Source organism: Methylobacterium sp. P3_A11 (genome assembly GCF_056403155.1).
This window is the reverse complement of record NZ_JBFUGA010000097.1, coordinates 1-21569: the sequence shown is the minus strand read 5'-3', so window position 1 is coordinate 21569 and position 21569 is coordinate 1. Positions and strand designations below refer to the sequence as shown.

At 71.1% G+C, this 21569-nt stretch carries 21 protein-coding genes; 10 read left to right on the top strand and 11 right to left on the bottom strand.

Annotated features, from left to right (window positions below; translation table 11 throughout):
* Window positions 1-823: 823 nt before the first annotated feature.
* From AC1DXK_RS24210 to metB, 4 genes are all read left to right on the top strand, one after another.
* Window positions 824-1771 (top strand): acetamidase/formamidase family protein, encoded by a 948-nt coding sequence (locus tag AC1DXK_RS24210; protein WP_457107909.1) that lies wholly within the window; start codon window positions 824-826, stop codon window positions 1769-1771.
* A 202-nt stretch (window positions 1772-1973) separates the two neighbouring features.
* Complete coding sequence (locus AC1DXK_RS24205; protein WP_457107908.1) at window positions 1974-3728, top strand: putative bifunctional diguanylate cyclase/phosphodiesterase; 1755 nt, start codon at window positions 1974-1976, stop codon at window positions 3726-3728.
* Entirely contained in the window at window positions 3725-4618 is an 894-nt protein-coding gene (locus AC1DXK_RS24200) for a BLUF domain-containing protein (RefSeq protein ID WP_457107907.1), read from the top strand. The genes AC1DXK_RS24205 and AC1DXK_RS24200 overlap by 4 nt, the downstream gene beginning before the upstream one ends.
* Window positions 4619-4841: 223 nt before the next feature.
* Entirely contained in the window at window positions 4842-6002 is a 1161-nt protein-coding gene (gene metB / locus AC1DXK_RS24195; RefSeq protein WP_457107906.1) for a cystathionine gamma-synthase, read from the top strand.
* Window positions 6003-6011: 9 nt separating this feature from the next.
* Here metB and AC1DXK_RS24190 read toward each other — a convergent pair whose 3' ends face one another.
* Entirely contained in the window at window positions 6012-6767 is a 756-nt protein-coding gene (locus tag AC1DXK_RS24190) for a hypothetical protein (protein ID WP_457107905.1), read from the bottom strand.
* A 504-nt stretch (window positions 6768-7271) separates the two neighbouring features.
* Between AC1DXK_RS24190 and AC1DXK_RS24185 the strand changes: the two genes are divergently transcribed.
* The 3 genes from AC1DXK_RS24185 (at window position 7272) to AC1DXK_RS24175 (ending at window position 11542) form a co-directional block, all read left to right on the top strand.
* Window positions 7272-8252 carry a hydroxyacid dehydrogenase gene (locus tag AC1DXK_RS24185; protein WP_457107904.1) on the top strand — a complete coding sequence of 327 codons (981 nt, stop codon included), beginning with the start codon at window positions 7272-7274 and terminating at the stop codon, window positions 8250-8252.
* Between the two features lie 366 nt (window positions 8253-8618).
* Complete coding sequence (locus tag AC1DXK_RS24180; protein WP_457107903.1) at window positions 8619-10964, top strand: Orn/Lys/Arg family decarboxylase; 2346 nt, start codon at window positions 8619-8621, stop codon at window positions 10962-10964.
* The gene (locus tag AC1DXK_RS24175) at window positions 10964-11542 is read left to right on the top strand and encodes a GNAT family N-acetyltransferase (RefSeq protein WP_457107902.1); all 579 of its coding nucleotides are present in this window, start codon (window positions 10964-10966) and stop codon (window positions 11540-11542) included. Before AC1DXK_RS24180 ends, AC1DXK_RS24175 begins: the two co-directional genes overlap by 1 nt.
* 150 nt (window positions 11543-11692) lie before the next feature.
* Here the strand turns inward: AC1DXK_RS24175 and AC1DXK_RS24170 are convergent, their stop codons facing one another.
* From AC1DXK_RS24170 to AC1DXK_RS24160, 3 genes are read right to left on the bottom strand one after another with little or no spacing between them, the layout of a single operon-like run.
* Window positions 11693-12277: a YceI family protein gene (locus AC1DXK_RS24170; RefSeq protein ID WP_457107901.1), complete on the bottom strand. Its 585-nt coding sequence runs from the start codon at window positions 12275-12277 to the stop codon at window positions 11693-11695.
* Window positions 12274-12879 (bottom strand): cytochrome b, encoded by a 606-nt coding sequence (locus AC1DXK_RS24165; protein WP_477299337.1) that lies wholly within the window; start codon window positions 12877-12879, stop codon window positions 12274-12276. The genes AC1DXK_RS24170 and AC1DXK_RS24165 overlap by 4 nt, the downstream gene beginning before the upstream one ends.
* A gap of 16 nt (window positions 12880-12895) precedes the next feature.
* Entirely contained in the window at window positions 12896-13504 is a 609-nt protein-coding gene (locus tag AC1DXK_RS24160) for a YceI family protein (protein ID WP_457107899.1), read from the bottom strand.
* A gap of 101 nt (window positions 13505-13605) precedes the next feature.
* On the opposite strand from AC1DXK_RS24160, the gene AC1DXK_RS24155 reads away from it, so the two are divergent.
* On the top strand, window positions 13606-14553 hold the full coding sequence (locus tag AC1DXK_RS24155) for a LysR family transcriptional regulator (RefSeq protein WP_457107898.1): 948 nt from the start codon (window positions 13606-13608) through the stop codon (window positions 14551-14553).
* Between the two features lie 542 nt (window positions 14554-15095).
* Here AC1DXK_RS24155 and AC1DXK_RS24150 read toward each other — a convergent pair.
* The 3 genes from AC1DXK_RS24150 to AC1DXK_RS24140 form a co-directional block, all read right to left on the bottom strand.
* On the bottom strand, window positions 15096-15509 hold the full coding sequence (locus AC1DXK_RS24150) for a hypothetical protein (RefSeq protein WP_457107897.1): 414 nt from the start codon (window positions 15507-15509) through the stop codon (window positions 15096-15098).
* A 522-nt stretch (window positions 15510-16031) separates the two neighbouring features.
* Window positions 16032-16238, bottom strand: a complete 207-nt coding sequence (locus AC1DXK_RS24145) for a hypothetical protein (protein ID WP_457107896.1) — start codon at window positions 16236-16238, stop codon at window positions 16032-16034.
* Between the two features lie 339 nt (window positions 16239-16577).
* Window positions 16578-17378: a spermidine synthase gene (locus tag AC1DXK_RS24140; RefSeq protein ID WP_457107895.1), complete on the bottom strand. Its 801-nt coding sequence runs from the start codon at window positions 17376-17378 to the stop codon at window positions 16578-16580.
* 156 nt (window positions 17379-17534) lie between these two features.
* Between AC1DXK_RS24140 and AC1DXK_RS24135 the strand changes: the two genes are divergently transcribed.
* Entirely contained in the window at window positions 17535-17786 is a 252-nt protein-coding gene (locus AC1DXK_RS24135) for a hypothetical protein (RefSeq protein ID WP_457107894.1), read from the top strand.
* A 9-nt stretch (window positions 17787-17795) separates the two neighbouring features.
* Here the strand turns inward: AC1DXK_RS24135 and AC1DXK_RS24130 are convergent, their stop codons facing one another.
* The 3 genes from AC1DXK_RS24130 to AC1DXK_RS24120 all read right to left on the bottom strand — a co-directional run bounded on the left by AC1DXK_RS24130 (window position 17796) and on the right by AC1DXK_RS24120 (window position 19965).
* The gene (locus AC1DXK_RS24130; protein ID WP_457107893.1) at window positions 17796-18251 is read right to left on the bottom strand and encodes an SRPBCC family protein; all 456 of its coding nucleotides are present in this window, start codon (window positions 18249-18251) and stop codon (window positions 17796-17798) included.
* Window positions 18252-18331: 80 nt separating this feature from the next.
* Window positions 18332-18631, bottom strand: coding sequence for a hypothetical protein (locus AC1DXK_RS24125; RefSeq protein ID WP_457107892.1), 300 nt, complete (start codon window positions 18629-18631; stop codon window positions 18332-18334).
* A 47-nt stretch (window positions 18632-18678) separates the two neighbouring features.
* Window positions 18679-19965 (bottom strand): Zn-dependent hydrolase, encoded by a 1287-nt coding sequence (locus AC1DXK_RS24120; protein ID WP_457107891.1) that lies wholly within the window; start codon window positions 19963-19965, stop codon window positions 18679-18681.
* 345 nt (window positions 19966-20310) lie between these two features.
* Here AC1DXK_RS24120 and AC1DXK_RS24115 point away from each other — a divergent pair, with 345 nt between their 5' ends.
* Entirely contained in the window at window positions 20311-20916 is a 606-nt protein-coding gene (locus tag AC1DXK_RS24115; protein ID WP_477299336.1) for a PAS domain-containing protein, read from the top strand.
* A gap of 13 nt (window positions 20917-20929) precedes the next feature.
* Here the strand turns inward: AC1DXK_RS24115 and AC1DXK_RS24110 are convergent, their stop codons facing one another.
* Window positions 20930-21364, bottom strand: a complete 435-nt coding sequence (locus AC1DXK_RS24110) for a GlcG/HbpS family heme-binding protein (RefSeq protein WP_457107889.1) — start codon at window positions 21362-21364, stop codon at window positions 20930-20932.
* Window positions 21365-21569 lie beyond the last annotated feature (205 nt).

Here is a 21569-nt window from a genome sequence, read left to right as displayed (position 1 = left end):
ATCACATATATTCTCAGACGGAGCCTCACATCGACCAAGCACCCAACGCTTCACAGCGCCAAATACCCGTCGGTGAGCTCAGAAAGAAAACAACAGATCGGCACAAGTCTCTCACGCCAGGCCATAAGACCCAGCCGCAAGGACAAACGCCGCCCGCGTCTCCCTTCCTCAATCATAACTTGTCAAAGATCAGTAATCACTTTCGTAATTACCTTTAGAGGAGAAGTCAAGTACCTCGGCTTTCGCCAGATCTACTTTTCTAAACCTCTGGAAGTCCGTCCGACCCGCCCGGTTTTTCTTCCGGACCGCGTCGGGAGGCGCCGTATAGGCCGCCCCAGATTTCCTGTCAACCGACCTTTTCCCGGCGAATGAACCGAACCGGTCGAGCCGGTATCCGGTGCCATCCGCCGAAAAAGCACAGCGTCGGGCGGCCCAGGGGGCTTCCTCTGCGGTGTTGGACGATGGACGCTCCATCCTGTGCCGAACGTCGGGTTTGAGCCTGTGCTCAAGCCCGGCAGCGTCCCGACCCGAAGGTCGATGCTGGCCGGCGGTCATGATGGAAGTTCCGGAGGACGGCGTGGCCGTCGGTTCCGATGGCGGTGATGTAGTCGGCCCCGCCGCGATGCGCAAGGGGCCGGGTGGCGCACGTGCCGCGGCCGGGTCGCGCATGCATCCGGGCGCCGTCCTGCGGACCCTGGCCTGGAGGCCCGCTCGCGCATGCGGGCGAACGGTCATGGCACAGGATCATCCGGCGCCCAGCTTGCGTCGGGCGCGCGACTTGCCAACCCGCCGCTCCATCTCAGCATTGCAGGAGGGACAGACGATGCCGCGTCACCACGAGATTCCCGCCATCCCGGACACCATGGTGCTCGGCACCTTCGACGCCGCGCGGCCGCCCGTGCTGACGATCGCGTCCGGCGACACCGTCACCCTGCACGCGCATCCGGCGGGCGGCCGCGAATCATTGCACCCCGATCCGGCCCGGGTGCCGCCCGACCTGCTGCACGCCCTCGACACGCTGGAGCGCGGCCTGGGACCGCATTTCGTCACCGGGCCTGTCCACGTGGAGGGTGCCCGGCCCGGCGACCTGCTGCAGGTCGACATCTTGGACCTGACGTTCCGCCTCGACTGGGGCTTCGTGTCGATCCTGCCGCTGCTCGGCACCCTGCCGGACGAATTCACTGACTACGAGACCGTCCATGCCGACATCGACACCGCCCGGGGCGTCTGCCGCCTGCCCTGGGGGACGGAGCTGCCCCTCGATCCGTTCTTCGGCATCCTGGGCACCGCTCCGCCGGCCGCCTGGGGCCGCGTCGGCACGTCGATCCCGCGGGCCTTCGGCGGCAACATGGACAACAAGGAACTGAAGGTCGGCACCACCCTGTACCTGCCGGTCTTCAACCCCGGCGGCGGCTTCTACGCGGGCGACGGCCACGGCGTGCAGGGCGACGGCGAGGTCTGCATCACCGCGCTGGAAACAGGCCTGAGCGGCACCTTCCGGCTGACGGCGCGCCCGGATCTCCAGGGCACTTGGCCCTACGCCGAAACCGCCACCGACCTGATGAGCCTCGGCCTCCACGAGAGCTTGGACGAGGCCATGCGGCAGGCGGTCCGCGAGATGATCCGCCTCATCTGCGCCCGCACGCGCCTCACTCGCAACCAAGCCTACATGCTGTGCTCCCTGGCCGGGAACCTGCGGATCACCCAGACCGTGGACGGCAACAAGGGCGTTCACATGCTGCTGCCGAAGAGCGCCCTGATAAGCGCCTGACCGCGCCGGTCCGCTCCCGCCACCCGGGATGGGCGCTGCCGATGGCCTGCCCGTCCCGGTCAACACAGCGCTATCGGGCGCTTAACTTAGATCAAGATCGTATTTTCAGGATACTTAAACGCTGGATTAGCATCTCCCGGCGTATTGAGACCTCGTATTCCTGCTGCGCCTCGCACGGCAGCCCATTCCAAGGCCACCTGGCATGTGCCCGGATCTCCAGCCAGCCGCCCTGTCGAACCGCGCGGCGGCGCACGCGATTCCGGCGATGCAGGGCGTCACGCGAGATCCCCTGCTCCCCTATCTCGATGCGGTCCGGCAGGGACTTCTGATGATCGACCGCGCGGGGACGGTGATCGCCGCGAACGCCCCGGCACGGCATCTTCTGGCCGACGTGGCGGTCTCGCTGCGGGCGAACGCGGCCGCGATACCCTTGCTACGCGCCCTGCGGAGCGACACCGCGCCACCGCGGCGCACGCTCCTGCGCACCCTGCGTCGGTCCCTGGCGCGGCGGCAGCCGGCGATGTTCGAGCTGCGGCACCGGGACCATACGGTCCAGGCGGAACTCCATCCCCTCGCGGATGGGGGCTGGGTCGTGACCCTCGAGGACGTCAGCACCCGCAAGGCCACCGAGGCCCGGGCCGACGCGATGGCGCGGCTGGATCCCCTCACCGGCCTGCCCAACCGGCTGCTCCTGCGGGAGCGCCTCGCCGAGGCCCTGGCCCGCCTCGCGCGCACCGGCGAGGCCTGCGCCCTGCTGCTGATCGATCTCGACCGGTTCAAGCCGGTCAACGACACGCTCGGCCACCCGATCGGGGACGCATTGCTGGAGACCGTGGCCGACCGCCTGCGCTCCACCGTGCGCCCGACCGACACGGTGGCCCGGATCGGCGGCGACGAGTTCGTCATCCTGCAGACGGGGATCCGCGACGCGGCGGGCACGCAGGCGCTCGCCCGCCGCGTCGTCGATCTGATCGGCCGGACCTACATGGTGGAAGGCCATCTCCTGACGATCGGCGCCAGCGTCGGCGTGGCGCTGGCGCCGGAGGACGGGGCCGACGCCGACAGGCTCCTGAAGAACGCCGACCTCGCCCTCTACCGGGCCAAGCTCGACGGCCGCGGCACCTATCGGTTCTTCGAGCCCGAGATGGATGCGCGCATGCAGGCGCGCCGGAAACTCGAACTCGACATGCGCCAAGCGCTGGCCCGCCGGGAATTCCAGCTGCACTATCAGCCGCAGCTGCAGCTCGCGACCGGCCGGTTGATCGGCTGCGAGGCCCTGATCCGGTGGCGGCATCCCGAGCGCGGCTTGGTCTCGCCCCTCGACTTCATCCCGCTGGCTGAGGAGATCGGCCTGATCGTCCCGATCGGCGAATGGGTGATCCGGCAGGCCTGCCGCGACGCCATGACCTGGCCGGACCCGATGTCGGTGGCGGTGAACGTCTCCCCGGCGCAGTTCAAGAGCGACCGGCTCGTGGAGACGATCATCTCGGCGCTGGCGGGCTCCGGCCTGTCGGCGCGGCGGCTGGAGGTGGAGATCACCGAGGGCGTGCTGCTGCAGGAGAACGACAAGACGCTCCAGACCCTGCACCGGCTGCGGGAACTCGGGGTGCGCGTCTCGATGGACGATTTCGGGACCGGCTACTCGTCGCTCAGCTACCTGCGCTCGTTCCCGTTCGACAAGATCAAGATCGACCGCTCCTTCGTGAACGACCTGACCAGCAAGCCCGACGGCGAAGCGATCATCCGGGCCATCGCGGGCCTCGGCAAGAGCCTGGGCATGACCACGGTGGCCGAAGGTGTCGAGACGGCCGAGCAGCTGCAGCGCATCCGCCTGGAGGGCTGCACCGACGTCCAGGGTTACCTGATCAGCAAACCCGTCCCCGCCGAGGACCTGCGCCAGGTCTTCGCCGGCTTCCCGCAGGCCCGACCCTCTTCCCTCCCGGACGCATTGCCATGAGCGACCTGTACCGTCTCGTCTATGCCAGCAAGAACCTGCTCCAGGGACCGGAGCCGGAAGTGATGGCCGCCATTCGGCAGATCCTGGATGCGTCTCAGCGGAACAACACGGCGGTCGGGGTGACCGGCGCCCTGATGTTCAACGGGGGCGCCTTCGCGCAGGTGCTCGAGGGCCCGCGGCGGGGAGTCGAGGCGACGTTCGAGCGGATCCAGCGCGACCTGCGGCACAGCGACGTCACCGTCCTCCAATGCGGCCCCGCGGAGAGCCGCGGCTTCGCGAACTGGTCGATGGCGTTCGTCGGCCAGTCGGACGGCGGGAAGGCCCGCTTCAGCGGCCTCGCGAGGGAGAGCGGGTTCGACCTCGCGCGCCTCGACGGCGACCGGGTCTTCGCCATGCTGCACGGACTCGTTCTCGAAGAGGAGGGTGTCTCGGCCCCGCAGACCGTCCCCCAGGAAGCCGTCCTCCTCGAGGCCGTCTCCCTGGAAACCGCGCCCGAAACGCGCGCGGTTGCCGGGCTCGACGTCGCGCAGGTGCGGGCGGAGATCGCGCAGCTGCGACCCGAGACGGCCCCTCAGGCCACCGCGAGCCCGAAGCGGCCTGCCGGGGCTCGGGGCGCGACCGAGGCGGCCCTCAGCGTGCTCAAGGCGGCGCTGGCGAGCGAGCGGCAGCGTACGACCGAGCTGCGGGCGGAGATCGACGCCCTGCGCGTCACCCTGGCCGCCTCCGAGGATCGGATCGAGGCCCTGCGCGACGCGCGGGACCTCTGGGCCGGGCGGGCGGGCCTGCTCGCCCGCGCCATGGCTCAGGAAGCCGACGGCGTGCGCGACTCCATCGAGGCCGAGACGGACGGCCCGTCCCCGTCGGCGAAACGCGAGTCCCGCGCGGCCTGAATCCTGCGCGACGCGTCGACCGTTTCGAAGCGGCGCAACGCGCCGGTCCGATCGCAGGATGAGCCGGCGCACGGCCCTTCGGCGCGCTGACGGCCAGGCTCCGGCCGACCGCAGGTTGGTGAAGACCGATCGTTCTCTTGAAAGTCTGATACGTTCTCCATAAAGAACGATCGCCGGGTCTGGGTTCGGCCGACCGGGCGGTCCGTGCGTGGAGGAAGAKTCGATGTCAGAGGGATTTGCGGCCCGCACCGTGGCGGCGGCCAACGGCGTGGCCCAGGACTCCGCCTTCGGGGCGGTCATCGCGCCGATCCACCTGTCCACGACCTTCAAATTTCCGGCCTTCGAGCAGGCCGGCCCCTACGACTATTCCCGCCTCGGCAACCCGACGCGCGACGCCCTGGCCGACACGATCGCCAAGCTCGAGGGCGGCGCCCGGGCCGTCATGGTGGCGAGCGGCATGGCGGCCATCGACCTCGCCCTCTCGAGCCTGCGGCCGGGCGACCTCCTGGTCGCCCCGCACGATTGCTACGGCGGGACCCACCGTCTGCTGAGCTTCCGCAGCGCCCGCGGCCATTACCGCGTGGCCTTCGTCGATCAGACGGACCCGGACGCCCTGGCGGCGGCGCTGGCCGAGGGGCCGAAGGTCGTGCTGATCGAGACGCCGAGCAATCCGCTGATGCGCGTGGTGGACGTCCGACGGATCACCGCGGATGCGAAGGCCGCGGGGGCGCTGGCCGTGGTCGACAACACCTTCCTGTCGCCCGCCCTCCAGCGGCCGATCACCCTCGGGGCCGATCTCGTCGTCCACTCCACCACCAAGTTCCTCAACGGCCATTCCGACGTGATCGGCGGGGCCGTGATCGCCGCCGACGCGGCCGTGGGGGAGGACCTCGCCGCCTGGGCGAACACGATCGGCGTCACCGGCTCGCCCCTCGATGCCTACCTGACGCTCCGGGGCCTGCGCACCCTGTTCGTGCGGGTGGAGCAGCAGCAGCGCAACGCCGCCGCCCTGGCCGCCTTCCTGGATGCGCATCCGGCCGTGGCCCGCGTGCACTATCCGGGCCTGACCACGCATCCGGGACACGCCCTGGCCCAGTCCCAGCAGGCGGGATTCGGCGCCATGCTGAGCTTCGAGCTGGCCGGCGGGCGGGCGGCGGTGAAGACCTTCGTGGAAGCCCTGCGGGTGTTCACGCTGGCCGAGTCGCTGGGAGGCGTCGAGAGCCTGGTGGCCCATCCGCCGACCATGACGCACGCCGCGATGGATCCGGAGGCACGGGCGATCGCGGGCATCACCGACGGGCTGCTGCGCCTGTCGGTGGGACTGGAGGCCGAGGCCGACCTGCTCGCCGACCTGTCGCGGGCGCTCGGGGCGCTGGGCGGCTGAGCCGGCGGCTCACGCCTCCTCGACCACGCTGAACCCGGACTCGTCCTCGACCACGCGGAAGCGGGCGAGCTGGTGGGTCCGGGAGCGCTCGGCCGCCTCGTCGCGGCACTTGTCGACATGGACGGCGCGGTTGACCACCTGGAGGTTCGGCGCGCCCCAGTAGCCGAGCAGGTCCGGCCAGGGCGCCTCGCGATGCTCCCGCCAGACCCGGTAGAGCGGCAGGGCATGGTCGACCTCGGCCGTCCGCATCAGGCGCTTGCCGGAGGTGGCGCAGCGATGCCGCTGGCGGAGCTTCAGCGCCCGGACCTGGGCGTGCGGGGCGATCCAGAACTTCCAGGCGGCGACACAGGCGGCGTGCCAGCCGGCCCTGGCGTTGGGCACGCCCCGCTCCCAGAGATCCCGGTGCCAGCCGAACCGGTAGACCGGCTGGCCGCAGATGCAACAGGTCCCCCGCCCCCGGGCGAAGGCCGGATCACGATAGGGCGCGGGCGGCATCCGGAAGCTTCCGGCGCGCCCCTCCGCGCCGAGCTGCCAGGTCCAGCCCTCCGGGGTCCCCGAGCGGGCCGCCAGGGCGCGGGCCAGCCGGTCGGCGCGGAGGATGTGGCTGCGCCAGTAGCTCTCGACGGCGAGTCGCGGCGTCGGCGGGATCAGGGGGCGGGCCAGGGCGTGGCGGAGGACGGGCGTCGGGAAGACCGGCGGCAGGGCGCGCTCCAGCCGCGCCTGGGCCTGCACGTTTCGGAGGGTGCGCCAGCTCGATGTCGTCATGTCAGGCCGGTGGTAACCCGCGGCGCGGCGCGCGGCGACGGCGCCGCTGCAACAGAGGGCCGATCCCGGACCCGGTCGCGCGATTGGATCGCCATCCGTCGGGCTGCCGAGCCTCCGAAGCCCGCGGCGGGAACGTAGTGGTCCGCGTTCCGCTCATGGTTAAGGCGATGTTTCCCGTGAAACATCGTCCCGTCCGAGCGGAGGGCGCGCGGGGTTGTCGAAGCATCCGGAGCTGGCGGCAGGTCACGGTGCCTCACGATCCCCGAGGCTCCGGGACGCGCTGGCGGCGGGACCTGTATGGCGCAGGCGGAGGTCGCGGTGCGCCCACTCCGGCAGAGCCTGTCTGTTCGCGCGGTCGACGAGGCGCCGCCCGGTCGTCACGACCGCGCCGTTGAGGATGCGGACCTCGAAGCCGCCTGTTGCCAGGGCTGCACGCCCCGCCTTAGACGAGCCGGGCGCACGTTTCTCCGCCACCCCTTTCCGTTTGCAGAGGCAGCTTCCGCCGTGATCACCGGTCCGTGCCTCATCGTCCAGCCGATCCACGCGGCGGGCCTCGAAAGGTTGCGCGCAGCCGGGCTGGAGCCGCGCCCGGCGAGCGGGACCGATCCCGAGACGCTGGCGCGCGAGGTCGCCGACTGCGTCGCCGTCATCACCCGCAACACCGGCTTCCCGGCCCGCGCCATCGCGGCGGCGCCGGCCCTGCGGGTGATCGGCGTGCACGGCACGGGCACAGACCACGTCGCCACCGCCGAGGCGACCGAGGCCGGGATCGTGGTGGTCAACACGCCCGGCGCCAACGCCGTCTCGGTGGCCGAGCAGACGCTGGCGCTGATCTTCGCCCTGGCCAAGGCCCTGCCGGAGGCCGACCGCTCGGTCCGGGCCGGCGACGACAGCTTCAAGTTCACCGCCCGCTTGGTCGAGCTCGCCGGCCTGACGCTGGGCCTCGTCGGCTTCGGGGCGATCGGGCAGGCGACCGCCCGGCTCGGCGCCGCCCTGGGCCTGCGGGTGCTGGCCTACGGGCCGAGCCGGCCCGACGCGGACTTCGCCAATGTCGGCGCCCTGCGGGCCGCCTCGGTCGACGCGCTCCTGGGCGAAGCCGACATCGTCTCCCTGCATGTGCCGCTGACCCCGGCCACCCGTGGCCTGATCGGCCGGGACCAGCTCACGCGGATGAAGCGGGAGGCCTTCCTGATCAACACCAGCCGCGGCGGCCTGATCGACGAGGCGGCCCTGGTGGAGGCGCTGGAAGCCGGCACGATCGCGGGCGCCGGGCTCGACGTCTTCGCCCAGGAGCCGCTGCCGGTCGATCACCCCCTCGCCCGCCAGCCCCGGGCGATCCTGACGCCCCATGTCGGCGGCTCCACCGGGGCGGCCCTGATCCGCACCGCCGAGACCGCCGCGACCCGCGTGGTCGATGTCCTCGCCGGCCGGCGGCCGGGCGGGCTGGTCAACCCGGCCGTCTGGGAGCAGCGGCGCGGGGTGTGAGGCCGGTCGCGCGTTGCCCGCGGCGGGCCTCCAGCCCCGCCACGCACCCTGAGGTGTGAAACCGTGTCAGGTCGATCGCTTCGGTGCCTCCGTCGTTGCGAGCGGAGCGAAGCAATCCAGTGTCGCGCCACGCTGACCGAGGTCGCGCTGCCCTGGGTCGCTTCGCTACGCTCGCGATGACCGAGAGGGCTGGATCGACCGGAGCGTTCAACCGGAAATCGTGAGCGTGGGACGCCGCGCTCCCGCGCTCCCGCCCGGATCACGGTGTTTCGTCCGGACCGAGACCGCTCGCCGCGCGCCGTGTCATGCAATCGTCGCAGACGGGCCGGAAAGCCACCCGCTGCATCCGAGGCCAGAGAGGGCTCCATGGACTTTCACCGTCGCTTCACGGTCCTGATGTGCGCCCCGGCCTTCGACCCAGACGATCTCGAGGGCGCGCGCGTCAACCAGATCGTGGCAGCCGTGGAGCAGCGCGGCTTCGAGGTGGTGCGCGCCCGGCGCGTCGAGGACGCGGCCATCGCGGTCCAGACCGACGCGGCGGTCGGCTGCCTCGTCGTCGACTGGGGCAAGCGCGGCCTCGACGGCAAGGCCGCAGCCCTCATCGACATGATGCGCCGGCGCGGCCTGGAGATGCCGATCGTCATCATGGTCCGCCGCAAGCGGCTGGAGGACATCCCGGTCGAGCTCCTCGACTTCATCGACGGCTACATCTTCCTCGCCGAGGAGACGCCGGAATTCATCGCCCGCGGCCTCGTCAGCCGGGTCACGCAGTACGCCGAGACCCTCAAGACACCGTTCTTCGGCGCGCTCGTCGACTACGCCGAGAAGGGCAACCAGCTCTGGACCTGCCCGGGCCACAACGGCGGGATCTTTTATAACCGATCCCCCATCGGACGGATCTTCGTCGAGCATCTGGGCGAGGCGATCTTCCGCGACGACCTCGACAACTCGGTCCTCGACCTCGGCGACCTGCTGACCCACGAGGGTCCGGCGCTGAAGGCCCAGAAGGAGGCCGCCAAGATCTTCGGGGCGGAGAAGACCTACTTCGTCCTCAACGGCACCTCCGCCTCCAACAAGATCGTCCTGTCCTCCCTGGTGGCCGAGGACGACCTCGTCCTGTTCGACCGCAACAACCACAAGGCGGCCCATCACGGCGCCCTGTTCCTGGGCGGCGGCATCCCGATCTTCCTGGAGACCGACCGCAACGCCTACGGGCTGATCGGGCCGATGTACCACGAGGCCCTGGATGAGGCCCGGATCCGGGAAAAAATCCGCCGGAACCCGCTGGTGACCGATCCGGAGGCGTGGCGACGGGAGCGGCCGTTCCGGGTCGCGGTGATCGAGCAATGCACCTACGACGGCACGATCTACGACGCCCAGACGATCCTGGAGAAGATCGGCCACCTCTGCGACTACATCCTGTTCGACGAGGCCTGGGCGGGCTTCATGAAGTTCCACCCGCTCTACGCGCGGCGCTTCGCCATGGGGCTCACCGGCCTCGACGAGACCTCGCCCGGCATCGTCGCCACGCAATCGACCCACAAGCAGCTCGCGAGCTTCTCCCAGGCCTCACAGATCCACACCCGGGACGGGCATATCCGCGGCCAGACCCGGCGGGTCGAGCACAAGCGCCTCAATGAGAGCTTCCTCGTCCACGCCTCGACCTCGCCGTTCTACCCGCTCTTCGCCTCCCTCGATGTCGGCGCCCAGATGATGAAGGGGCGCTCGGGCATGATCCTGTGGGACGACACGATCCGGCTCGGGATCGAGTGGCGCAAGAAGGTCCGGGCGATCCGGCGGGAATTCGAGGAGCGCGAGGGCGATCCGGCCCGGCGCTGGTTCTTCGACCCCTTCGTGCCGGACGTGACGGTGAACGCCGACGGCGCCGAGGTGCCCTGGGAGAGCGTGCCCACCGACGAACTGGCCGCCACGCCGCGCCACTGGGAGCTGAAGCCGGGCGCCCGCTGGCACGGCTTCACCCACGTGGCGCCGGGCTACGCCATCACCGACCCGAACAAGCTCACCGTGCTGACCCCCGGCTTCGACCGGCACACGGGAGCCTACGCCCAGCACGGCGTGCCGGCGCCGATCGTGGCGCAATACCTGCGTGAGAACCGGATCGTCGCCGAGAAGAACGACCTCAACTCGCTGCTCTTCCTGCTGACCCCGGGGGTCGAATCCTCCAAGGCCGGCACGCTGATCTCGGGCCTCGTCGCCTTCAAGCGGCTCCACGACGACAACGTCCCGCTGGAGGAGGCCATGCCGGAATTCGTCAACCGCCGGCCGAACCGCTACCGGGGCGTGCGCCTGCGCGACCTCTGCGGCGAACTTCACGCCTTCCACCGGGAGGCCGGCACCTCGGCGCTGCAGCGGCGCCAGTTCGCGCCGGAACACCTGCCCGAGATGGTGATGCCGCCCAAGCGCGCCGCCCAGCTGCTGACCCGCAACAAGGTCGACTACGTGCCGATCGCCGAGGCCGAGGGGCGCATCGCCACCACGCTGATGCTGGTCTATCCGCCGGGCATCGGCACGGTGCTGCCGGGCGAGCGCCTAGACGACCGGGCGAAGCCCATGCTCGACTATTTCAAGATGTTCGAGGCCTCGGCCAACCTGTTCCCGGGCTTCGAGGCCGAGATCCAGGGCGTCTACCGCGAGGTCGATCCGGACGGGCGGATCCGCTTCCACACCTACGTGGCGCGGGAGGGGGCCTGATGGAGATCGAGGTCGAGACGATCGAGCCCCTCGCGACCCGTTCCTGCCCCGACATCGTGATCCGCGCCTCCTCGGACGCCGATGTCGAGGCGATGGTGGCGATCTATGAGCACCATATCGGCAAGGGCGTGACCGATGTCAGCGTCGCCGAGGAGGACCGGCTGCTCCCCGACGACCTGAAGCGGCGGCGCAAGACCATGCGCAAGAAGCGCCTGCCGCACCTCGTGGCCGACCGGGACGGCGCGGTGGCGGGCTATGCCTACGCGGTGCCGTTCCGGAAGCGCCCGGCCTACCGCTACACCCTCAAGCACTCGATCTACGTGCATCCCGACCACCTCCATGCCGGGATCGGCCGGCGGCTGCTGCCGGCCCTGATCGAGGCCTGCGCGGCGGGCGGCTACCGCCAGATGATCGGCTACATCGACGCCGAGAACGCGGCCTCGCTGCGTCTCCACGAGGCCTGCGGGTTCGAGCGGGTCGGCTACCTGCGGGCGGTGGGCTTCAAGTACGGCCACTGGTCGGACAGCGTCATGGTCCAGCGGGCGCTGGGAACCGGGTCGGAGGACCGGCCGGGGTAGCGGGCCGGGACCGGGCCGCCGTCGTTGCGAGCGCAGCGAAGCAATCCAGTAGCGCCACACTTACGGAGGGCGCGCTGCCCTGGGTCGCTTCGCTGCGCTCGCGATGACGGAGCGGGTGACGCCGGTCGAAGGACTCGTCCGGAACCGGTATCAGTGGCCGGCCGCCGGCCGCGCCGCCGCGACGAGGTCGACCTCGACGCCGACATCGAGCGCCACCCACTGGCCCGAGGCCCACGCCCCCTGCCCGACGCCGAACTCGGTGCGGACGAGGCCGACCCGCCCGGTAGCATGCGCCGTGCCGCCGTCGAGGGTCAGGTGGAACGGCAGCGTCACCGGCAGCCTCGTGCCGCGGATCGTCAGCGTCCCGATCGCCGTGTAGTCGCCCTGCCCCTTGTCGACGAAGCGGGTCGCCTCGAAGCGCGCCTCGCGCGCCGCCTTGACGTCGAACCAGTCCTTCTGCGGCAGGGCCTCGTCGCGCTGGACGTCCCCCGTCCGCGCGCTGGCGAGGTCGACCAGCACGAGGGCGTGGCCCGCCTCGGGTTTGGCGGGATCGAAATCCACACTGGCCTTGAACCGCTCGAACCGCCCGGTGAACGGGACGCCGACCTGCACGCCGGAGAACCGGATGGCGCTCTTGGCCGGATCGACCGCCCACTCGGCCGCGGAGGCCGGCAGCGCCGCGCCCAGAAGCGCGCTCTGGAGCGCCGCGAGCAGGCAGAGGTGACGCGCGGTCATCGGGTCGGCTCTACGGTTGGGGCATGCAACGGCCGACGCCCCGGCAGCATGCGGCGCAGCACGTCGTCGCGCAGGAGGAGGTGGTGGCGCAGGGCCGCCGCCACGTGGACCGCAAGCAGCGCCGCCAGGACCCACGCCACCAGGGCGTGGACCCGCTTCAGGATACCCTCGGCGGCGGCCGGGTCGGGGACGAGGGCCGCCAGCGGCAGGTGCGGCCAGGGCACGAACCCGTACAGCACGGTCGGGATGTTGAACGGCGACAGCGACACCACGGCCCAGCCGGTCAGGGGCAGCCCGACGAGCAGCAGGTACAGCAGGTGATGCGCCGCCGCGGCCGCCCGGCGCTCCCGCGCGGGCATCCCAGCCGGATGCGGCGGCGGCCGGCGGGTCAGGCGCCAGAGGACGCGCAGGGCCGTCAGCGCCAGCACGGTGACGCCGACCGACTTGTGCCACTGGTAGAGCTGGAACTGGCGCAGCGGCGCCAGGGCCGCGTGCGTCATGGTCAGCCCGAGGCCGATCAGGACGAGCACGGCCAGCGCGCTCGCCCAGTGCAGCAGGATCGCCACGGCGGAGTACCGCCGCGCGGAAACCGCGGTCGCCATGGCGGATCCTCTCGGGTCAGTCCTGCTTCTCGAAGGCGCCCGCGATCGTGAGGTGCAGCTCGTCGCCGATCAGCGGCACGTAGGTCTTCACCCCGAACTCGGAGCGCTTGAGCGTGCCGGTGGCCTCGAAGCCGACCGTGTATTTCTTGCTCAGCGGATTCACGCCGGCGCCCACCAGGGTGACGTCGAGGGTCACCGCCTTGGTCACGCCGTGGAGCGTCAGGTCGCCCGTCACCTTTGCGTGGTCCTTGCCGGCCGGCGTGACCTTGGTGGACACGAAGGTCATGTCGGGGAACTTGGCGGCGTCGAGCCACTGGTCGCCCTTGAGCTCGTCGGTGAGCTTGGCGCTGGTGGTCGTCACCGAGGCGACCGGGATCTTCACCGAGAGCTTGGCGGAAGCCGGGGTCTTCGGCTGCAGCTCCAGCGTGCCGGACACGTCCGAGAAGCCGCCGGCGTAGTTCGAGAAGCCCATATGGGAGACCCGCCAGCCGACCTGGGTGTGTCCGGGATCGACCGCGTAGGTGCCGGACTGGATCTGGGCCGGATCGCGGGTCGGCGGGGTCTGGGCCAGGACTGGGGTGGCGACCAGCAGGGCCAGCAGGCCGGTGGCGAGAATCGACTTCAAGGGTGTCTCCTGCAGAGCAGACGGCCGAGCGCGATTCGCTGCGCCGCAGCAGCCCTGTAGACCCGTTCACGGCGCCGATTGAGCCTGCTATCCGGAACCCCATGGTTGCGAGAACGGAAACCTTCCGGGGCGGACTCGACGACGTGCGCGCCTTCTGCACCGTAGTCGACCTCGGCACGGTGACGGCCGCCGCCGCGAGCCTGCGGGAGACCAAGGGCAGCGTCAGCCGGCGGATCTCCCGCCTGGAACAGGCGCTGGGCGCACGGTTGATGGCGCGGACCTCGCGGGCGGTTTCGCCGACCGCCGAGGGCCTCGCCTTCTACGCCAAGGCCCAGGAAAGCCTGACGCTCCTCGACGAGGCGGCCGAAACCGCCCGCGACGCCCGCACGGTGCCGGCCGGGCACCTGCGGATCACGACCTCGATCGATTTCGGGGTCGAGGTGATGCCCGAGATCGTGGCGAGCTTCCGGACTGCCTACCCGCAGATCACCGTGGATATGCTGAACACCGATGCGCGCCTGGACCTTGCGGCCAACCGGATCGACCTTGCCTTGCGGCTCGGCGGCGCGGAGGAAACCGGCTACCGGGCGCTGGTCCTGGCGACCCTGGCGGTCGGTCTCTACGCTGCGCCCGCCTACCTGTTGCGTCGCCCGGCCCCCAGCAACCTCGCCGACCTGCACGACCACGATCTGATCCTCGCCCGAGAGCGGTTCGGCACGGCGGGGCTGCCGCTGACCGACGGGCAGGGCCGCACCGAATCCCTGGTCCTGAGCCCCGCGATCCGGGTCAGCGACTTCGCCACCGCGCATCGCCTGACCCTGGCGGGGGCCGGGATCGGCCATCTCCCGAGCCTCGTCGCCGCCCGCGCCGTGAAGGCCGGCGACATCGTGCGGGTGCTCAGCCCCTGGGCGACCCGCGGCGCGCACCTGCGCGCCGTCACCCTGGCCGGGCGCGAGTTGCCGGCACGGGTCCAGGTTTTCCGAGAACACGTCCGCACCGCCCTGGCATCAGGCGAATACCAGCAAATAAACCCGGATCTTGAAGGATGATACAAATATAATGCAATATTTATTGGTCGTCTCTAAGATATTCAGATAAATCTTGATCCTGAAAGCAGGGGTCCATTCAGCGGTTCTGCGCGGGATGCGCTCCAGCGGCCGCCCTGTCATCGCTCCACACCGATGGGGACGAATCGGTTTGGTTCCGGACGCCCATCATGCCCCCTTGCAGCGGGTGCCTGCGTCCCCTTTTCGCCGTCGGAATCCTGAGCCTGCCGGCACGAGCGTCGCTCTGAAGAGGGCTCGGGCCTCGCTGCCCGACGCGACCCGGATCGTCCTGCAGCAGGGTCGCCGCTACATGCCCACGGACCTGTATCTGCACCGCGCCGACACGAACGCCCTGCACGGCCGCGACCCGCGCCTGGCCCATCACGCCTTCGAAGCGGACCGGTTCTCGGTTCGATGCCGGGTCTCAGAAGCCGGGTGCCGAGGAACGCCTCACCCTTGCCGAGCCGGGCGATTTCGTCCTCCGGTGCGAGCTTCACCCGACGATGAAGCTCACCCTCCCCGTCGAATCGGATCCAGGGGCGGAATCAGCCGTCGCGGCCGAAACCGAGACCGCGGATGATATCACCGATCGGATCGATCTTCCCGGACTCGGAGGCGCGGGCCGACGGCGGAGCCGAGGCGGCGACGGGGGCTCGATCAGACTGCGCGGTGCGGACGATCGTGGCGTGACGGAGCCGGGCGACCCGATGCGTCCCACGGTCCGCGGCCCGGGCGCGATGGAACGCCGCGGCCTTGCGGGACGGTTCGACCGGGCGCGCCATTTCGGCGGGCAGCGCCGGAGCCGGCACCGCGGCCGGGGGGACCACGGCGGCGATCCGCGTGGCGGTGAGCGCGGCCAGCGCCCCGGTGGTCTCCGTGGCGGCGAGCCGGGCCGGCGGATCGGTCCAGGCAGCCGGTTCGGCGGCGGCCATGACCGGCCGCGCGGGACGTGTCTGCACCTCGTAATTGCCTGGATGCAGAATATGCGCAGCCACCACCAGCCCGAATACGGCAACGGCAGTGGTACCGAGGGTGGAGCGATAGTGTTCCATGGCGGAAAAACGTACCGCCAAGCTCCCGGTTCCGCTTGATCGCGACGTTCCCAAACGCCGGTTCGGCGCAAACAAAAAAGGCCACTCCCGAAGGAGCGGCCCGAAGTCTAGGGAGGAAACGCCCAAGAAGGGCAGCGGGATCGCGACGCCATCGCCATCCCGCAATGCAGAGATAGGATACCGCAGTGCGGCAGGCAACGGACTGGACGCCCGGAAGCCATGCATAAGTGACCCGGTCAAACCGCTGAGCCATGCGCAAAAGACACGATCTTTTGCGCTTGCTGCGAGTGAGGCGCCGCCGGACGCGCGGCATCCTTTCATGCGGACGTGAAAGCCGGCAGGGTCTCTGCCCGGGCCGGGCGATTCCAGATCCGGGACGGTTCCGTGGCGCTGGCCGGGCAGCAGGTCCCATCGTCGGCAAGAGCGTCTTCAGGTCCCCCTGGAGCGGCCGTCCTGGCCGATCAGCCGCTCGATCTCGGCCTCCGCGACGGTACGCGCCGCGTGCTCGGAGCTGTGCGGGCGGTACGAACCACGGACCAGCTTGCCGCGGTCGCGGATCGCCCAGGTGAAGCGGCCGGGATCGTGCCGGCTCGGCCTGACCTCGACCGTGTAGAGATGCCCGCCCGTCGCACCCATGCTGGAAATGTGCGGAAGCCTCTCGCGTCGGGACAGGGGGTGCGACGGTGCGCGGCAGCCCCAGCCGCCGGAGCCGTTCCCCCGCGTTACCGCGCCGGGACTCCGGACCGGGACCGGCCCTCGGACCCAGCCCCCTCATCCAGAGTTGCCAGAGCGCAGCGGAGGACTCGAAGGAGCCTCCAGCCGGTCGCACGATCCCTGGAGCCCACCTTCGAGGCCCGCTGGCGCGTTCACATCAGGATGAGGGGGCTGGTTGGAACGCAGCGGCGGCCGCATCGTCGATCCTCACCCCGCGGTCGCGAACCTTGGAACCCGGTCGCAACCCGCGCGGGACCGGCCCTAGCGCGCCGGCCGCCTCCGGCCCGGGGCCGGTCCGCGCGGTCCGGAGCCGCCCTCCGCCCGTTCGGCGCTCCGGCCCCGAATCGGGCTCTCGGCCCGGCCTTCGGCCACGCCCTCGATCCCTCCCTCGGTCCGGGTCCCAAGCCAGACCACATGCTTCGGGCCGCTGCCCCGGCCGCTCGCGTGGATGCGCAGCTCGTCGACCGCGAAGCCGGAGCGCTGCAGCCGGCTCTTGAACTTCCGGTCCGGCGCGCCCGACCAGACGCCCAGGATGCCGCCCGGCCGCAGCGCCCACCGGGCGCGCTTGAGGCCCCAATTGTCGTAGAGGCGGTCGTTCGCCTTGCGCATGAGCCCCTCCGGGCCGTTGTCGACGTCGAGCAGGATCGCGTCGTAGCGCTCCGGGCCGGCCTGGATCAGGCGGTTGACGTCGGCCTCCTGGAGGTCGACCCGCGGATCGTCCAGGCAGCCGGCGAAGACGTGGGCCAGCGGCCCGCGCGCCCAGGCGACCACCGCCGGCACCAGCTCGGCCACCACCACCCGCGCCTCGGCGCCGAGATTGTCGAGCGCGGCCCGCAGGGTGAAGCCCATGCCGAGGCCGCCGATCAGGATCCGGGCGCGCGGCCGGTCCTGGAGCCGCGCGCAGGTCATCGCCGCGAGCGCCACCTCCGAGCCGCTGCGCCGGTTGTTCATCAGCTCGATCGTGTCGGCGAGGATCGCGAACTCGTCGCCGCGCCGCATCAGCCGCAGGTCGGTGCCGCCGCCCGGCACGGAGCCGGTATCGAGATGAACCCAGGGTACCACGCGCGCGTCCTCGTTTGCCGGCGCCCGTCCCGGACGGGCGCGCGGAGGGATCGCGGCGGGAGCGAGGCGGCGCGCGGGCTCGGCAGTGCGCCCCGCGCAACCCCCCGCCCGACGCCGCACCTTGCCGCGACCGATTCCGGCGGCGTATCAGCACCTATGGCCAAGCGCATCAAGTCGAGACCGCAGGAGCGGGGCTCCGTTCTGTTCGATATCGTCTTCACGGACGGCTCACGGGCCTCGAACCGGCGCGTGCCGGCCGAGATCCTCGGCGGCCTGGACGGCGACGAGCCGGCCCGGCAGCTGATCGCCGAGCAGGAGGAGGAGATCGCCCAGAAGGCCGGACGGCCCGGCCGGGCGATCGAGAGCATGACGCGCTCGCCCGTCATCAAGCCGAAGCCGATCGTCTGACCCGAGGGGTCACGCGCTCTCGGCCAGCCGGCGCGCCACCTCGTCGCGGAGCGCCTCGTTCATCGCGGTCAACCGGGCCTGCAGGCGCGTCCTCAGCCACGGGAACAGGCCGGGCGCGAGCAGGCCCGCGACAGTCTGCGCCTGGACGAGGCGGACGCCCTCGGCGGTCTCGATGATCTGGACATCGTGGTCGGCGATGAGCAGGGGCGGCATCGCGACGCCGCCGCGCCACGTCAGCCGCCGGCCGGGCTCCCAGCAGGTCACCGTCACGGGCACCGCGCGGTAGGCGCGGCCGTTCAGGGTCCGCTCCAGGCGCCAGCGCGCACCCTCGCGCCGGCGCCCCGTCGCCGTGCGGATATAGGGGTTCCACGCGGGGTAGGATTCCAGATCCGTCAGCACGGACCAGACCATCCCGGCCCGCGCGGGGATCGCGATCTCCGCGCTGCAGATCCTGCCGCCCGTCATGAATCCCTCCCGGCGATCCGGCGCCCGTTCGCGCCTGTCGTGCCCCCGCCTTCGAGAACGCGCATCGGCCGCCCGGCGGTTCAGACCGCGCCTTCGACCACCTCCAGCGCCCGCAGGATGGCGAAGCCGATCCGCTCGGCCTCGGCCTCCGCCTCGGCGGGGAGCAGCGCCACGGTCTCGACACCCGGCTCGCCCTCGGGGCCGACCACGATCCGGATGACGTCGCCCTCGGCCGCCGAGGGATCCCGGATCAGGCCGACCCGGTGGCCGGCCCCCGTGCCGACGACGCTCAGGGGCGCCTGCACGAGGTCGGGCTCCGGGTCCGGTGCGGGAGTGCGGGGCACGCCGAAGGCGGGGCGGATGACGTTGTCGTCGGACATGCGGAACCCAGTCTCCGTTGGTCGGCGGGCGCCTGCGGGGGCGGCGCTCAGGCCTGCGCGATCCGGGCCGCGGACAAGCCGGCGGTCGCCAGAACCGCGTCGGCCAGGACCTCCAGGCCAGCCCCCGCCCAGTCCGGCGTGATGCTCTCGGCCTCGTTGTGGCTGATCCCGCCGTGGCAGGGGCAGAACAGCAGGGCCGCCGGCACCGCGCGGGCGCAGTAGACCGCATCGTGGTAGATCGCCGTGGGCATGCGCGTCCAGGCATGGCCCCGCGCCTCGGCGGCCGCCTGGACGCGGTCCACCAGGACCGGATCGAACGCGGTCGGGGGCGCCCGCCAGAAATCCTCCACCCGGATCGTGACGCCGCGCTCCGCCGCCAGGGCGTCGGCCCGGGCACGGATCCGCGTCCGCATCGCCTCCAGCTGCCCGGTATCGCCGTGGCGGGTATCCAGGCTGAACCAGACCCGGCCGGGGGTGATGTTGCGGCTCGAAGGCTCGGCGGTCAGCACGCCCACGGTGGCGCGGCCGCGCTCGCCGCCTTCGCCGACCGCGTCGCGGGCGATGTCCTCCAGGGAGGTGATCAGCGCCGCCGCGGCCATCATCGCGTCGCGCCGGCCGGCCATCGGGCTGCCGGCATGGGCTTCCTCGCCCAGCACGGTGATCTCGTACCAGATCTGCGCGAGCGCCCGGTCGACCACCCCGATGGTCAGGCCGGCATCCTCCAGGCGCTTGCCCTGCTCGATATGCAGCTCGAAATAGGCGCCGATCCCGCGCAGCGCCGCCGGATCCGCCTCGCCCTGCCAGCCGATGCGCCGCAACTCGTCGCCGAACGCGTGCCCGGCGAGGTCCCGGGTGGCCAGGATGTCGGCCTCGGGGACGATGCCCATGGCGACCCCGCTGCCGCTCATCGGCGGGGCGAAGCGCGCGCCCTCCTCGTTGCACCAATTGATCAGCAGGAGCGGGGCCTCGGTCTCGATCCCGGCCTCGTGCAGGGCGCGCATGATCTCGAGCCCCGCGAGCACGCCGAGGGGTCCGTCGAACTTGCCCCCCGTGGGCTGGGTGTCGAGATGGCTGCCGATGGCGACCGGCTTCCGACTCGGATCCCGCCCGGGCCGGTGGAAGACCATGGTGCCGACCCGGTCGACGGTGAGGGTCAGCCCCACCGCCTCGCCCCAGTGCCGGAAGAGGGCGCGGCCCTCGGCATCGCGGTCGGTCAGGGCCTGTCGGTCGTTGCCGCCGTTGGGGAGCGCCCCGATCCGGGCGAGGTCCATCAGGCTGTTCCAGAGCCGGTCCCGCGAGAGCGGAAGGTTGATGCGGTCCACCGTGCGATCCATCGGGCCTCTGCCGAACGCCTACCGGAAGGTCCAGGGTACGGCGCGCTCCGCCCCCGCGCCAGGGCGGGCCGGCGGGCATTCCGACGGTGGGAATACAGATTCCGGCGTGATCGGGGCGGCGACCGATCATTTGTGATCGATTGATCCCCGTCTGCGCGATGTGAAGTCGGTTCTTCGGTCGAATCGGGACGACCGAGGTTTGTCGAGGCCCGAATTGCCCCGAGCCCTGGATCGTCATCATCGGCAGTGAGACCGGCCGGACGGCTTCCGTGACCCCGTGTCCGAAGCTGTCGTGCGCCGGATCTTTTCAGTCGATACTGGACATCGGAGTTGCGGACGGCCCGTGTGGCGGATCAATCCGTCCGCGGCCGGACGATCATCGCTCTCAGCCGGCACGGGGGGATTTCCATGGTTCTGGCTTCCACGGCAGCCTCTGCCCTGCAGGCCGCCGGCTTCGTCGGAACCTGGGATACGGACGTCCCGGCCGGCCGTTCGGTGCTGGACGCGGGCGCGGCCGCCCTGCTGGCGGGGGATCCGAGGCTCGCCGGGATCCCGTTGCCGCTGGATGCCGCGCTCGTCCGCCTCCACCCGGCGGACCGGGACTGGGTCTTCGGCCGGATCCGCCATGTCCGGCGGACCGGCGGCCCGGTTTCCCTCGAGTTCCGCATCGTGACCGGGGCGGGGGAGACCCGCTGGATCCTCAACCGCGGCTGCCTGATGCCCGACGCGGCCGGCACGCTGCGCGGGCGCGGCGCCTATATCGACGTCACCGACCTCCACCTCCGGGCGACGCCGGTCTCGGATGGCCGCGGCGCCGACCTGGACGCCGCGGCCGACCACGGCATCCAGATCCATGCGGCGCTGGAACGCCACGGCGACCCCTATCTGCGGACGATCTCGGAGATGCTGCTTCTCGGGATCGGCCGCGCGCTGGCGCGCCGCAACCCCTGAGAGACCCGGGGTTTCAGGTCCGCCAGGGATGGGCCGGCAGCTCGGTGCGGCCGATGGCCTTGGCACCGGCCTCCGCGACGGTGTGGTCGTTCTCCACCGTCGAGCCGCTGACGCCGATGGCCCCCGACATCACGCCGTCGGCGTCGACGATCGGGATCCCGCCCGGGAATGTGATCAGGCCGTGGTTCGAGTGCTCGATCCCGTAGAGCGGGCCGCCCGGCTGGGACAGCTGGCCGATCTGGCCGGTCATCATGCCGAAGAACACGGAGGTCTTGGCCTTCTTCTGGGCGATATCGATCGACCCGACCCAGGCATCGTCCATGCGGTGGAACGCCTTGAGGTTGCCCCCGGAATCCACCACCGCAATGCACATCTGGGTGCCGAGTTCCACGGCCTTCGCCCGCGCGGCGGCGATGGCCTTCTCGGCCTGCTCGATCGTGACGTGCATGGGACACTCCCGTTGGCTTTGTCTGCGCGACTGCCTGTGACGGTTTGGCGCGTCTGGCGCAAGATCAACCGTAAGGTCAGCCGGCCCGTTCCCGGGCGGCGCGGACGCGGTCCAGGAGGTCGCTCGCCAGGGTGGCGCAGTCCGCGGCCCCGGGACAGGGACGCTTCCACACCATCCGCCCCTCGCGCAGGACGATCTCCTGTGC